This is a genomic window from Pseudazoarcus sp. NS34, assembly GCF_059703725.1.
Window position 1 is genome coordinate 179,922 of sequence record NZ_BAAKIZ010000004.1, and the last position, 13,508, is coordinate 193,429.

The 13,508-nt window shown below is 64.8% G+C and carries 17 protein-coding genes; 7 read left to right on the forward strand and 10 right to left on the reverse strand.

Annotated elements, in window-relative coordinates; all coding sequences use genetic code 11:
* Positions 1-14 precede the first annotated feature (14 nt).
* Positions 15-857, reverse strand: a complete 843-nt coding sequence (queF, locus tag AC6H0N_RS14210; RefSeq protein WP_497574780.1) for an NADPH-dependent 7-cyano-7-deazaguanine reductase QueF — start codon at positions 855-857, stop codon at positions 15-17.
* 156 nt (positions 858-1,013) lie between these two features.
* Between queF and AC6H0N_RS14215 the strand changes: the two genes are divergently transcribed.
* On the forward strand, positions 1,014-3,053 hold the full coding sequence (locus tag AC6H0N_RS14215; RefSeq protein ID WP_497574781.1) for an EAL domain-containing protein: 2,040 nt from the start codon (positions 1,014-1,016) through the stop codon (positions 3,051-3,053).
* Entirely contained in the window at positions 3,046-3,402 is a 357-nt protein-coding gene (locus AC6H0N_RS14220) for a PilZ domain-containing protein (protein ID WP_497574782.1), read from the forward strand. Before AC6H0N_RS14215 ends, AC6H0N_RS14220 begins: the two co-directional genes overlap by 8 nt.
* An 18-nt stretch (positions 3,403-3,420) precedes the next feature.
* Here AC6H0N_RS14220 and AC6H0N_RS14225 read toward each other — a convergent pair whose 3' ends face one another.
* Genes AC6H0N_RS14225 through AC6H0N_RS14240 form a run of 4 tightly spaced genes read right to left on the reverse strand, consistent with a single transcriptional unit; the run spans position 3,421 to position 6,540 of the window.
* Complete coding sequence (locus AC6H0N_RS14225) at positions 3,421-4,002, reverse strand: DUF3299 domain-containing protein (RefSeq protein ID WP_497574783.1); 582 nt, start codon at positions 4,000-4,002, stop codon at positions 3,421-3,423.
* A gap of 2 nt (positions 4,003-4,004) precedes the next feature.
* Positions 4,005-5,267, reverse strand: coding sequence for an ABC transporter permease (locus tag AC6H0N_RS14230; protein WP_497574784.1), 1,263 nt, complete (start codon positions 5,265-5,267; stop codon positions 4,005-4,007).
* Positions 5,264-5,983 carry an ABC transporter ATP-binding protein gene (locus AC6H0N_RS14235; protein WP_497574785.1) on the reverse strand — a complete coding sequence of 240 codons (720 nt, stop codon included), beginning with the start codon at positions 5,981-5,983 and terminating at the stop codon, positions 5,264-5,266. Before AC6H0N_RS14235 ends, AC6H0N_RS14230 begins: the two co-directional genes overlap by 4 nt.
* On the reverse strand, positions 5,980-6,540 hold the full coding sequence (locus AC6H0N_RS14240; RefSeq protein WP_497574786.1) for a ZrgA family zinc uptake protein: 561 nt from the start codon (positions 6,538-6,540) through the stop codon (positions 5,980-5,982). Before AC6H0N_RS14240 ends, AC6H0N_RS14235 begins: the two co-directional genes overlap by 4 nt.
* Positions 6,541-6,640: 100 nt before the next feature.
* Here AC6H0N_RS14240 and AC6H0N_RS14245 point away from each other — a divergent pair, with 100 nt between their 5' ends.
* Genes AC6H0N_RS14245 through AC6H0N_RS14260 form a run of 4 tightly spaced genes read left to right on the forward strand, consistent with a single transcriptional unit; the run spans position 6,641 to position 9,301 of the window.
* Positions 6,641-6,787: a hypothetical protein gene (locus AC6H0N_RS14245; RefSeq protein ID WP_497574787.1), complete on the forward strand. Its 147-nt coding sequence runs from the start codon at positions 6,641-6,643 to the stop codon at positions 6,785-6,787.
* Complete coding sequence (locus AC6H0N_RS14250) at positions 6,784-7,545, forward strand: metal ABC transporter ATP-binding protein (RefSeq protein WP_497574788.1); 762 nt, start codon at positions 6,784-6,786, stop codon at positions 7,543-7,545. Before AC6H0N_RS14245 ends, AC6H0N_RS14250 begins: the two co-directional genes overlap by 4 nt.
* 38 nt (positions 7,546-7,583) lie before the next feature.
* Positions 7,584-8,408, forward strand: coding sequence for a metal ABC transporter permease (locus tag AC6H0N_RS14255; protein WP_497575031.1), 825 nt, complete (start codon positions 7,584-7,586; stop codon positions 8,406-8,408).
* A 5-nt stretch (positions 8,409-8,413) separates the two neighbouring features.
* Entirely contained in the window at positions 8,414-9,301 is an 888-nt protein-coding gene (locus AC6H0N_RS14260; RefSeq protein ID WP_497574789.1) for a metal ABC transporter solute-binding protein, Zn/Mn family, read from the forward strand.
* Between the two features lie 6 nt (positions 9,302-9,307).
* Here AC6H0N_RS14260 and AC6H0N_RS14265 read toward each other — a convergent pair whose 3' ends face one another.
* Together AC6H0N_RS14265 and AC6H0N_RS14270 are read right to left on the reverse strand one after the other, a co-directional pair.
* Positions 9,308-10,114, reverse strand: coding sequence for a sulfite exporter TauE/SafE family protein (locus tag AC6H0N_RS14265; RefSeq protein ID WP_497574790.1), 807 nt, complete (start codon positions 10,112-10,114; stop codon positions 9,308-9,310).
* Positions 10,111-10,566, reverse strand: coding sequence for an EVE domain-containing protein (locus AC6H0N_RS14270; protein ID WP_497574791.1), 456 nt, complete (start codon positions 10,564-10,566; stop codon positions 10,111-10,113). Before AC6H0N_RS14270 ends, AC6H0N_RS14265 begins: the two co-directional genes overlap by 4 nt.
* A 64-nt stretch (positions 10,567-10,630) precedes the next feature.
* On the opposite strand from AC6H0N_RS14270, the gene AC6H0N_RS14275 reads away from it, so the two are divergent.
* A complete protein-coding gene (locus AC6H0N_RS14275; protein ID WP_497574792.1) occupies positions 10,631-10,903 on the forward strand; it encodes a hypothetical protein in 273 nt (90 codons plus the stop codon).
* 260 nt (positions 10,904-11,163) lie between these two features.
* On the opposite strand, the gene AC6H0N_RS14280 is transcribed toward AC6H0N_RS14275, so the two are convergent.
* The 3 genes from AC6H0N_RS14280 to AC6H0N_RS14290 all read right to left on the reverse strand — a co-directional run bounded on the left by AC6H0N_RS14280 (position 11,164) and on the right by AC6H0N_RS14290 (position 13,188).
* Positions 11,164-11,589, reverse strand: coding sequence for a hypothetical protein (locus tag AC6H0N_RS14280; RefSeq protein ID WP_497574793.1), 426 nt, complete (start codon positions 11,587-11,589; stop codon positions 11,164-11,166).
* Between the two features lie 173 nt (positions 11,590-11,762).
* On the reverse strand, positions 11,763-12,281 hold the full coding sequence (locus AC6H0N_RS14285) for a metal-dependent hydrolase (RefSeq protein WP_497574794.1): 519 nt from the start codon (positions 12,279-12,281) through the stop codon (positions 11,763-11,765).
* A 349-nt stretch (positions 12,282-12,630) separates the two neighbouring features.
* Entirely contained in the window at positions 12,631-13,188 is a 558-nt protein-coding gene (locus AC6H0N_RS14290; RefSeq protein WP_497574795.1) for a DUF305 domain-containing protein, read from the reverse strand.
* Positions 13,189-13,508: the final 320 nt, after the last annotated feature.

Below are 13,508 nucleotides of genomic sequence, written 5' to 3' on the forward strand. Positions count from 1 at the left end.
GAGGCGTCACGACTTCATTGTCTGACTTCGAACAGGTTGCCGACGCAAGGTTCGCCGGGCGTGGCACGGAAGGGGTTGATGTCGAGCCCGCCGCGGCGTGTGTAGCGCGCCCACACGGCCAAGCGGCGTGGGCTGCAGGCCGCCAGCACATCGCAGAACACGCGTTCCACGCACTGCTCGTGAAATTCGTTGTGCGTGCGGAAAGACACGACGTAGCGCAGCAGCGATTCGCGATCGATACGCGGGCCGGCATAGCGCACGGCAATCGTCGCCCAGTCGGGTTGGCCGGTGACGAGGCAGTTGGACTTGAGCAGGTGCGAGTACAGCGTTTCTTCGACTTCGTCCCCCGCCTCGACGCGCAACACGCCGGGCTGCGGCGCGTAGACATCGATGTCCACGTCCAGGTCGTCGATGAGCGTCCCCGATGGCACGCCGAAAAGGCGCTCGGGCGCATCCGACAGCGACGTCAGTTCGACCGCCACGCCGGCTCCGGCGGCCGCCGAGAGATCCGCCACGAGCGTCTGCCGCACGGCATCCAGCGAGTCGAAGTGCGTCTGGTTGAAGGAGTTGAGATAGAGCTTGAGCGACTTCGATTCGATCAGCCGCGGCGAAGCCGCCGGCACCGTAAAGCGTCCGAGCGCCACAATGGGCTTGCCGCGTGGATTGAGCCACGACACTTCGTAGGCATTCCAAACGTCCTCGCCGGCAAAGGGCAGTGCATCCGCCCGCACCCCGAGCTCATCACGCTTGCTCTGGCGCTCGATGGGAAACAACAACTCGGGTGCATAGCGGTCGCAGTAGGCCACCGGCCGACCAAGCGGAGAGTCTTCTGCACCGTGGGAAGCGATCGAATTCATGCCCAGATTGTACGTCAGGCGCAACAACCCACACGCGGACGCCCACCCGTACACCCCCTTTCGACAGAGCTTGTCAGGGATATGGTGTAAGTTGCACCAAAGGCGGGCGGCAGTCCCGCCGCTGCCCGGACAGACCGCCAGGATGAGCACACGCGCATGCCCGATACGCTGTCGCACAAGCACGAAACGCCGCTGACCGATCCGGTCCGCAACGCGCCTCCCGGCGCCGCGCCAACGGCCGACCCAGCCCCTCGCGGCGCGGCGGTCTCGCTGAATACGTTGGCGTGGCTCGGAGCCGCTCTGGGCGCCATTGTGGTGTTCGTGGGAGGCGCGCTGATCTGCCTGTCGGTGGCAGGCGGAGAACTTGAGCGCCAGCTGCAGGCGCGCGACCGCGACGCTGCAACCCTGCTCGGCCTGCTCGCATCACAAGCCGGAACCGAGCGCGAAGCCCTCTCCCCGCTGGTCGAGGCGCTATCCGACAGCGGTGACTACGCCTTGGTGCGCATCGAGCATCCCAGCGGCGAGATCATCGTGCAACGCACCGCCGAACCGACCCCGCAGGTGCCGTACTGGTTTGCGTCGCTGCGCCCGCTGGAGATCGTGCCGGCGAGTGTCGAACTGGCCGCCGACGGCCTCCCCATCGCAGTCGTTACCGTCGCCAGCGCGCGCGCCGACGCCCACACCGCGCTGTGGCGCACGCTGCAGGGGTTGATGCTGTGGCTGGCACTGGCCGCGCTCCTGATCGGCGTGACCATGAGTGCGCTGATCCGCCGCCTGCTTGCCCCGCTTTCGGCGCTGGAGGCCCAAACGCGCGGCTTCGCCGAACGCCGTTTCAGCCGCGTCGCCGAGCCGACCGCAACCGAGTTGCGTCCGCTTGCAGACGCCACCAACGCCCTGGCCGCCAGACTGGAGGCCGATAGCGAGGAACACTCGGTGCGCATCGACCAACTCGACCATCTGGCCGGGCACGACGAACTCACCGGCCTGCCCAACCGCAGCCGCTTTCTGGCGCTGCTCGACACCACGCTCGACCTGGCCACCGCCAACCCCGATCTGCGCGGCTCGATGGCCGTGCTGCGCGTGGCCAATCTGCACGGGCTCAACCGCAGCTTCGGCCGCAGCGCCACCGACAAGCTGCTGGTCGACGTGGCAGCGCGGCTCCGCGCCATCGCCTCGGCTCGCCCGGGCCGCAGCGTGGCGCGACTCAACGGTTGTGATTTCGCACTGATTGCACCGGACGTCGAACGCCCCTCTTTGCTGGCCAGCGAACTGTCGAGCGCCCTCACCCCGCTCGAGAAAATGCATGGCGAGGGGCTGATGAAGCGCTTGCCGATCGGCGTGGTCGGCTACGCCGGCGGCGAGCCGCGCGAGCGGCTGCTGTCGCGGCTCGACAGCGCCCTGGCTTCCGCCGAATACGCCCGCCGCGGCGCGGCGCACATTGGCGATCCCGAAACCGTGATGCCGGCGCGCACCGACCTTGCCGGTTGGCGTGAAGCGCTTGAATCCGCGCTCGATCATGGCCATGTACGCATCGACGCATTCCCGGTGCTCGACCAGCGCGGCGCGCTGCTGCACTACGAAGCGCCGTCACGCATCCTGGTCGACGACCTGTGGTATTCGGCCGAAGCCTTTCTGGCCTGGGCCGAGCGGCTCGGCCTGACCGCGCGCATCGACCTCGCCGCGCAGCATCTGGCACTCGAACGCATCGCAGCCGAAGGTCGTCCGGTCGGCATCAACGTTTCGGCCAGTTCGCTGCGTGATCCGGGCTTTCTGGATGCCTTTCGCGATGCGCTGCAGGAACGCCCGGAAGCCGCGTCTCTGCTGTGGATCGAACTGCCGGAACAAGGCGTCGTGGCCGACCTGGCGGCCTTTCGCGCGATGTGCCGCGTGGCCCGCCCCTTTGGCTGCCGACTCGGCATCGAACACGCCGGGCGCGAATTCGGGCAGCTGGGCGGGCTACATGATGTCGGGCTGGACTACGTCAAGATCGACGCCGGCCTGGTGCGCAACATCGCCACCAATCAGGACAAGCAGGGTTTTCTTGCCCGCATCTGCGAGCTCGCGCGGGCCATCGGTCTGCAGGTGATTGCCGAAGGCGTGGACCATCAGGACGACCTGGAAGTCATTCGCACACTGGATTTCGACGGCATGACCGGCTCGGCCATCCGTCTGCAGGGAGCCCATACCGATGGATAGCCAACGCCGACATTTCTCGCGCATTGCCTTTGAGTGCGAGGCCAGCTTCACCTGCAACGGCACCACACAGCCGTGTCAGCTGCTTGATCTGTCGCTCAAGGGCGCGCTGGTGAAATTGCCCGCCGCAGTCGATCGCGGCGGCCAACCCTGCGAACTGCGACTCGATCTGGGCGAAGACGCCGTCGTGCGCATGCGTGGCCACGTCGCACACACCGAAGGCGCACGCATCGGCATCCACTGCGAGGACATCGACCTCGACAGCATCACCCACCTGCGCCGCCTGCTCGAACTCAATCTCGGCGACCCCGCCCTGCTCGAACGCGAACTGGCGGCGTTGATCGTCGACTGAGCTGCGCGCAGCTTCGGCTCACTCGTACTCGACGACGCGCATGCCGGTCATACGATAGCCCGAGGTTCCGAGCTCCGAGGTCTTGCGATCCACCGTCATCACGCCGCTGACCCACACCGGCACCATGTTCCAGTCGGCCTTGATCGGCTTGTCGGGCTTGACCAGAATCAGCTGATTGGCCGGCGGCGGCGGTACGTGGATGCAGGCGCCAAAATACGGCACCAGCAGAAATTCGCGGATGGTCTTCGCGTCGCCTTCCAGCGGCACGACAAAGCCCGGAATGCGCACACGCTTGCCATTGAAATCGGACACCAGCGGCGCGTTGTCCCAGGCCTCACGCACCTTCTGCATGAGTTCGGCGGCACGCGGGTCGGTGTCGTCGAGCTTGTCGAGGTTCACGTCGTTGAACAGATCCTCGAACAGTTTCTCGGGCATCCAGTCCTTCGGAATAAGGTCATCCCACTCGATCTCGAGGTAGCCGTCGACCATCTTGCCGGCTGCCGCGCCGACGCGGTCGCCCACCTGATAATCGCCCTGCTGGGCCGCCACCGGAGCGGCCAACAGATTCAGGGCAAAAAGTATCGCCAGCAGTTTCTTCATCTTCAGACCCGTATCGTCATTCCATCCGACAGCGACTGGCGATAGCCGCGCACACCTGGCACCAGACTGGCAACCAGCGTCGCGACCAGCACACCCCCGAGCAACATCCATTCTGTCGCTGAAAGCCAACGCGCCGACAGCAGCAAACCATACTGCGCCTGCAGCCATGGCCCCACAAAGAAAGCTGCAGCCTGCACCGTCAGCACGCCGAGCAGGCAACCGGCCAGACCGATCACCAGGCTCTCCAGCGCCAGCAGCGCAAACACATGACGCGGCCCGGCGCCCATGGAGCGAAGGATCGCCAGTTCGCGCCTTCGTTCCCCAAGGCTCGCAGTAACCACCGCCACCAGCCCCGCCAGGCCGACCAGCACGACCAGCGCCGAAACCGCCAACAAGGCGCGTTCGGCGATCGCGATGATGCCCCACAACTGCTGCAGGGTCGCACCCGGCAAGGCGGCAGTGAGCGGCTCGTCAGGAAAGGTGTTGATGTAGCGTTGCACGCGAAACACTGCCACGCGCGACTTGAGCCCGACCAGCGCCGCTGTGACTTCCTTGGGCGAAAGATCAAAGCGCCGCACCTGTTCGGCGGGAATATTGAGGCCCGGCATGCGCGCGCCGCCGGACCAGTCCAGATGGATGGCTTCGATGCCCTGCAGGCTGACCAGCACCGAGCGATCTACCGGCGTGCCGGTGCGCGCGAGCACGCCAACCACGGTAAAGGGTTTGTCGTCGTGCTGCGCGAAGCTCACGTCGCCTGCGCCATGCGCGACGACAATGGATTCACCCACCGCATAACCCAGCCGCGCGGCCACTTCGGCGCCAATCACCGCCTCGAACACGCCGTCAAAGGCTTTACCGTCCGCCAGCCGCAGCGCGCGATCCTCACCGTGGCGATAGCGCTCGAAGAATTCCGCCGTGGTGCCGACCACACGGAAACCGCGATGCGAATCGCCCAGCGACAGCGGCACCAACCACTCCACCTGCGGATGTTCGGCGATGCGCTGCAGGCTCTGCCATGACACGTTATTGGTGGCGTCTCCGATATGGAACACCGAATACAGCAGCAACTGCACCGCGCCGCTGCGCGCTCCGACCACCAGATCGGTGCCTGAAATGGTCTGCGCAAAGCCCTCGCGCGCGTCCGAGCGCAGCCGCTCGACGCCCAGCAGCAAGGCCACCGACAGCGCCACCGAGACGATGGTCAACACCACCGTCAAGCCGCGGTTGGCGATGCTGCGACGGGTCAGATACCACAGCGGGGTCATGCGAGCTCCGGCGCGGCGCCGGCCCGGTTGAGTTCGGCCAGCGCGATCTGGCGCGAAAAGCGGGTGGCCAGGCGCAGGTCGTGGCTGACGAACAACAGGCTCGCGCCGGAAGCCTCGCATTCGGTCAGCAGCAGATCGACAAAGGCGCACTGCCGATCTGCGTCGAGCGCCGAGGTCGGCTCGTCGGCCACGATCAGGCCGGGCCGGCCGATCAATGCGCGTGCGGCGGCTACCCGCTGTTGCTGCCCCACTGACAACTGTGCCGCCGGCCGCGCCAATAACACTGGGTCAAGGTCGAGACGCGCAGCCAGCCGCCGCGCCTCGTCACCCGGCGACCCGCCGACACGGGCCGCGCGCTCGCGTGAGAAACGGCAGGGCAGCACGATGTTGTCGAGTGCCGACAGATACGGCAGCAGGTTGAAGAGCTGGAACACGAAACCGATGTGTGCCGCGCGAAAGCCGTCGCGCGCCGGCGCAGACAGCGCCGCCAGATCCTGCCCCTGAACTGCAACACGCCCGGCTTGCGGCAACACAACGCCGCCAATCAGTGACAGCAGCGTGGACTTCCCGCTACCGCTGGGGCCATGCAGGAACACGCGCTCGCCGGCCGCGATGGCCAACTGCGGAATATCGAGGCAAGGCGCGCTCGCACCGGGCCAGGCGAACACGACGCCGGCGAGCGTGACGGCCGCGGCCGACGTCGTGGGCTCGCTCACAGCGCGAGCTGCGCCTTGGGCGATTCAATGCGCGTCGCCGACTGGCCACGCGGGCCGGCAGTTTCGCTGCGCAGCACACGGATCGCCGGGAAGGCCTCCATCACGGTCACCTCGATCGCCTGCGGCGCGAGCTTGCAGACGAACTCCCATGCCGCGTAGGCATCCGCATGCTCACTCGCGTGCTCATGCTTGTGTTCGTGCTTATGGTCATGGTCGTGTTTGTGGTCGTGGTGGTCATGCTCATCGACGCCGGGCAATTCAAGCTCAACGTCCTTGAGCTCGCAGCCCGAGGCAGCCGGCAGAGCGAACAGACGGTCGGGCGCGCGCAGTGCTTTCTCCAGATCGGCCATGGCGGCTTTGTCAGCGTCGGAACGCGCAGCATGCTCGAAGCCGACCAGGTTGGCGAGCGGCGAATCGAACTCGACGAGTACAGTCGAGCCCTCAAGCGCGACCCTGAATTCCGCAACGCCGTGTTCGTGGGCATGTTGCTGGGCCGACGCCCCGGAGGCCAAGCCCAGCGCCAATGCGGCGGCAAGGGAAGAAACGGTGAGCTTCACTGCAATCTCCTGAAGTTGTTCACGGGCAGCGACGCCGACCCGTGCTTGCGACCGCCAAAATGCTACAATGTTGCATTCTCCGCCACAAGCCTTGCCGACCATGCCCCACGATCATTCACACCCCCGCGATCACGCGCATGCCGCTCCTGCCCTGTCGGTGTTGTCGTCGGGCATCACCTTGCGCCTGATCGTGGCCGGCATTGCCGGTCTGGGTCTGTGGCTGACCATCTGGTGGGCGCTGGCATGAACGCGCCGGAAGCCTTCGCACTCGCCTGCGACAACCTGACGCTGGGTTACGACCGTCATCCGGCCGTGCACCACCTCGACTGCTGCTTTCCGCGCGGCACGCTGGTGGCCGTCGTCGGCCCCAACGGCGCCGGGAAATCCACGCTACTCAAGGCCATTGCCGGCGAACTCGCTCCGATCGAGGGCGCCTACCGGCTTGGCGTGCCGCGCGGACGCATTGCCTATCTGCCCCAGAGCGGTGAGCTGGATCTGGCCTTCCCCGTGTCGGTTTTCGACATGGTGGCCATGGGCCTGTGGCGCGAGATCGGCGCCTTTGGCCGGCTACGCCCGGCGCAGGCCGAGCAGGTGCGCAACACGCTGGCGCGCGTCGGCCTGAGCGGGCAGGAACAGCGCCCGATCGGCACGCTGTCGGGCGGCCAGCTGCAGCGCGCGCGCTTCGCCCGCCTGATGCTGCAGAACGCAGACCTGCTGTTGCTCGACGAACCCTTCAACGCCATCGACAGCCGCACCACCGAAGATCTGGCCGCCATCATTCAGGAATGGCACGCCGAGGGGCGCAGCATCGTCGCGGTATTGCACGATTTCGAGTTGGTGCGGCGCATCTTCCCGCACTGCCTGCTGCTCGCCCGCGAGCAACTCGGCTTCGGTCCGACGGCCGAGGTGCTGACACCCGAACTGCTCGGCCGTGCACGCGCGCTGGCCGAATCCTTCGACGAAGACGCGCAGGTTTGCCACCGCCACGCGGAGGCCGCGCAGTGATCGACCTGTTCGTATCGCCGTTTGTGGACTTCGAGTTCATGCGCCGCGCGCTGGCCGGCTGCCTGGCGCTCGCCCTGGGCGCCACACCGGTCGGCGTGTTTCTGTTGCTGCGCCGCATGAGCTTGATGGGCGACGCGATGAGCCACGCCATCCTGCCCGGTGCGGCACTGGGCTACCTGGCCTTCGGCCTGTCGCTGGGCGCGATGACGGTCGGCGGCATCGTCGCCGGGCTGGTGGTGGTGCTGGCCGCCGGGCTGGTGGCGCGCTCGTCCATCCTCAAGGAAGACGCCAGCCTCGCCGCCTTCTACCTGATGTCGCTGGCTGCCGGCGTGCTGATCGTTTCGCTGCGCGGGCGCAACCTCGACCTGCTGCATGTGCTGTTCGGCTCGGTGCTGTCGCTTGATGACGGCTCGCTGCTGCTGATCGCGGCCATCACCAGCGTCACGCTGTTCGCACTCTCTCTGCTCTACCGTCCGCTGGTGCTGGAATGTTTCGACCCCAGCTTCCTGCGCAGCATCGGGCGCTGGAGCCCGATAGCGCACTACGGCTTTCTCACGCTGGTGGTGCTGAACCTGGTCAGCGGCTTTCACGCACTCGGCACGCTGATGGCGGTCGGCATCATGATCCTGCCGGCCGCTGCCGCGCGGCTGTGGGCCAAGACCCTCCCCGCCATGCTGGCCTGCGCTGCAGGGCTGGCCTTTGTCAGCGGCGTGATCGGGCTGCTGGCGTCGTTTCACCTCGACGTGCCGGCCGGCCCGGCCATCGTGCTGACTGCCGGCCTGGCGCACGTTGCCTCCATCCTGCTCGCACCGGGCGGCGCCTTCGGCCCGCGGCTGTACCGTCGCCGCCACCTCGAAGCGTAAATGCCATGAAATACGTTCTTGCCTGCCTCCTGCTTGCCTTGAGTTCAACGCTGTCGGCTGCACCGCTCAAGGTCGTCACCAGCTTCAGCATCCTTGCCGACTTCGCCCGCGAGATCGGTGGCGAACGGGTCGAGGTCACCGCACTGGTCGGCCACGATGCTGACGCCCACGCCTGGCAGCCGCGCCCGTCCGACGCGCGCACGGTACTGGAGGCCGACGTGGTGGTTGCGAACGGGCTGGGCTTCGACACCTGGATGGAACGGCTCGCGGCCTCTGCCGGCAAGCGCAGCGTGGTCCTCGCGGCAGACGGCGTAAAGCCGCTCGAACAGCACGACGACCATAACCATGCCGGCCACGACCACGGCCCGATCGACCCGCATGCCTGGCAGAGCGTAGCCAATGCGCGCATCTACGCCCGCAACATCGCCACCGCACTGATCGCCGCCGACGCGGCGGGAGCGGCCCATTACCATCAGCGACTGGCGCGCTACGACGCCGAACTGGCGGCGCTGGACGCCGACATCCGCCAACGCTTCGCCGCGCTGCCGGAAGAAGCACGCAAGGTGGTCACCTCGCACGATGCCTTCGCCTACTTCGGCGCCACCTACGGCATACGCTTCATGTCGGCGGCCGGCGTCGGCAACCGCAGCGAGGTTTCCGCCGCGGCCATGGCGCGCCTGATTCGCCAGTTGCGCAAGGAAAAGGTGCCGGTGGTGTTCATCGAAAACGTGAATGACGCGCGCCTGATCGCGCGCATCGGCGCCGAGGGCGGCGCCCGGGTTGGCGGCACGCTGTATTCCGACGCACTGTCCGGCCCGACCGGCCCCGCCGCCAGCTACCTGGCGATGATGCGCCACAACGCCGACACCATCCTCGCCGGCATCCAGCCGTAGGCCTGCTCAGAAGAAGACGGTGTGCACCATCTTCGCCGACAGCAGCAGGAAGAACACCGCAAACACCTTCTTCAGCCGCTTCACGGGCATGCGGTGCGCCAGCTTCGCGCCGAACGGCGCCGTCAGCACGCCGGCCACCGCGATGGTCGCCAGCGCCGGCAGGTAGATGAAGCCGGCGCTGTATTCCGGCATGCCCGGCGTATCCAGCCCATTGACCAGATAACCGATGGCACCGGCCACCGCAATCGGCCAGCCGATGGCCGACGAGGTGCCGATGGCGTGCTGCAGCCGCACGTTGCACGCCACCATGAACGGAATCGACATCGCTGCGCCGCCAATCGCCACCAGCGACGAAACGCCGCCGATGCCGAAACCCACCGCCGACACGCCCAACTTGCCGGGCAGTTCGCGCGTGGGTTTGGGTTTGACGTCAATCATCATCTGCGCCGACATGAACGCCATGAAGATCGCAAAGAACAGCGCCAACGGCTTGGACGGCACGGCCGCGGCAAAGAAGGTGGTGGCGAACGCCCCAATCATGATGCCCGGCGTAATGCTGCGGAAAATATCCCAGCGCACCGAACCCAGGCGGTGATGTGCGCGCAGGCTGGAGATGGCGGTAATCACCATCACCGCCATCGAAGTACCCAACGCCAGATGCACCACGTTGGCCAGCGGCACCCCCTGCGCGACGAAGATCGAGGTCAGGATCGGCACCATCATGCCGCCCCCGCCAATCCCCAGCAGCCCGGCCAGAAACCCTGCCACCGCACCGAGCGCCAGATAGGCCATCCACCACACGTCGAAGCTCATGCATCCATTCCCATCATCTCGCGCGTGATGAAGCGCCACTCTGCAGGCTCGACCGGGGTGATCGACAGCCGGTTGCCACGAGCCAGCACACGCATGTCTTCCAGCTGCGGCGCCGCCCGCAGTGCGGGCAGACCGATCAGCGGCGTCTTGGTCACCAACTCGACGTCGACCAGCACCCAGCGCGGCTCTTCAGGCTGCGCCTTCGCATCGTAATACGGACTCGCCGGATAGAACTGCGTCTCGTCCGGATACGGCCCGCTCGCCACCCGCACGATGCCGGCAATCCCCGGCTCGGCGCAGCTCGAATGGTAGAAAAAAGCCAGATCGCCGATCTGCATCGCGTCGCGCATGAAGTTGCGCGCCTGGTAGTTGCGCACCCCGAACCACGGCACGCGCTGGCCGGGCAGCTCTGCGAGCATGTCGATGGAGCATTCGTCGGGTTCGGATTTCATCAGCCAGTAGCGCATTCCTGTCCTCTCCGTCTTCTGCACCCCATACAAGCCTTGCGATGATCCCATGCTGACGGCACCCCAGTGGCAAATCGTTCTTTCAGCGAAGCAAGCAAAATTTGATCGGTTCCGGGCTCAATGGCCCGCAACGACAGTTGTCGCCGCCACGACCCTGACCGTCGCCGCGCTCGGCACCGCCTGCAGCACAGACCATGGGATCTTCACCTACGACCCCACCAGCGAGTTCTACCGTGGTTACAACGCTGCCTTCCAGGCCTGGAGGGCGCACGACGGCAAGGACGCGACCATCCGCCAGTCGCATGGCGGCGCCGGCTCGTAGGCACGTCCCCTGAACGCTCGCGCTCAACAACAGTTCGCCATACACCTCGACCACCGTGGTGCTGGTGCGCAAGGGCAACCCGAAGAGGATCAAGGAATGGAACGGAATAGGTGACAAGCTGTTCGTGCGCCGCGGCCATTACTTACGCGACTGTTCATACCGGCTTCTCGAGTACTGCGCGCTGGAGTTGCCTACCCCACAGATCACGGACGCACTGCTGCAGACAAGCGAGTTCTGAATTCAGCACACGCACGCCGCACCTACTGAGGCAAAACCGATGGCGGAGCTTTGAAGAGTGAATTCGGCAGTGAATCCAGGGAGCGAAGAGCCCGACGGAAATTACGACAAAAAGCATCGCCGGACAGCCGCTCTTTGAGGAACTGCTGTCGGTTGCGCTCACGCACGGAAGCCAGAAGCGCTGCCGCATCCTGCCGCGACAAACCATCTTTAGCCAAGTCACGCATCAACGCTTCAATGATGCCGTCGTAAATTGGCTGATTGGTTCGCAGCCAATGAACGTAAATCGGGCGCGAAGGAAAGCCGCGCGACTCACACTGCTCTGCCATCACAGCAACGCCGTCGAAATACGTGATATTCAAGAAACTCGTTTCCAACGTGTCAGCGCTTGCACTCCCGGCAGACATACCAAAAGCGAAAAACCACCAGCATCTTGAAAATTTCTTCATGGAAACCTACCGAGATTAACAAGCGCGCGAAGAACTCGAGAACCAGGCGCTTCTCTCACGCCCATGTTCGCAATTACCCGGCGTCCAGCAATTCGACTCTCACTGCATCGCTTGGGCGGCGTTCCATGGCGAACTTGTGCGTGAAGGAGAAGCTTGAAGTCAGCCTTACACCGTCAAGGGGCCCGTCCTCGGAGATTAGCCACTGAGCGGCTCCGATAAACGAAAATCGCCCACGCACAAATGGCGAGCTCCACAGCGAACGACCAGTGCAGGATAAAGCTCAGCCACCACGGCTTGAATCTGGCCGGTACGGTGAACATGGCGTACGGCTGATCAATGAATGGAGCGAACCACCAGACATCGCCGACGAAGGAGTCGAGCATCACGTGCAAGACACCACCCAGGCAAAACACCAGCGACAGCGCAGCCGCTTTGGATTGTCGGGCGCAACAGAGCCAAATAGCCGAAAGCGCAGTCAGGCTCAGCCAGAGGATTGGCCAGTGAGAAAGGTACTTGTGATGGTGCGTCTGCCTGTTGTCGATCAGGTGGAAGTACAGCATGTCGAAGTCCGGCGCCAAAGCACCGATGATCCCCGCGACAATCAATGCCCCTGCCGAGACCGGGGAATTCGCCATGCGCCTGACCAATGAGGTTGCCAAAATATAGCCTGCCGGAGCATGGGCGATGATCATGAGGCGCTCTAACTCCGTTGTCCGCACCAAGCCGTCGTGCAGGCACGGCGGGCGGCGTGTGAATATTTGCAAGCAGCATAACCAACAGGGCATGACATAGGCAAGGCAGTCACCCTTGCCTGCTTATCCCTCCGACAGTCTCTTGCAAACACGACACAAATCGGCGGCCCTTCAATTGATCAGTTGCTGCGAAAGCGGCCCATTCCCCCAAAACCAGCCAGCCATTTCGTGACCGCCAATGCTTTAGATCAGTAGCACATGAGGACCTGACGCACCCCCGCGTTACACCAACCGGTCCCAACTCATACGCATCGTCGTCGGATCACCGCGAAGCGCGGCTTCCCAGTCATCACTTCACTGCATCCCGGATCTTGGGTTCCATCTCCGGGGTCACCTCAGCGGTGCGCGGGGGAAGAGCGGTCGCCCCCCTCTCGCCGTTGCGTGAAATGTCCTCAATGAGGAGCTTCATCATTTCAATTTCACGGACCTGAGCCGCGATGATCTCGTCTGCCAGTTCCCGGACCCGCGGGTCGCTGATGCTCGCCTTTCGCGCGTTGTTGATGGCGATGGAGTGATGCGGAATCATCGACTGCATGAAATCGACGTCGTTGATCACGGCCTGGCTTCTGTTTGCTGACAGCAGAGCGACGCCAAGCAGCGCGGCCGCTGCGAGCACCGCGATCTTGGTTTTGGTTCCTTTGTACATCGACCACATGGAGCCGAGCATCACGATGGTCATGACGCAGCCCATCGCCAACGAGGCGATCAGGCGGTTCCAGCTGAACAGGGCGTGGTCAAGTGAGTAGACGAGCTGGTACATGAGGAAAAACATGACGACGATCGAGGTCGCGATCATTGCCGCGAACCGAACCCAGCTCGTACCCATCATTTGTTTGTTCTGATCCATTTTCGGCGGCTCCTTGATACGGTCAGCGATTGCAGCAAGCGGCCGTTTCGCGCAGCGTGGAGCGACGCTTGAAACGGCGCCAGCTGAATGAGAAGTTGGAGCACTGCGTTCCTGAAGCAGGCCTATCCAGTGCCTGCATGAATACACCTTGAGGTTCTGCTTGAGGGGGCGGCCCCGATCACGGCGGCACAGCACTTACTTGCCCACCGTCACATCGCCTCCTACTGCTTGCGCTCCAAACCATTCGAGACGCCCGACGGGCGTCTACTCGGCTGAACCCAGCATAGCCAAGGCGCCGCGGCGCCGGCAAACGGGCAGAA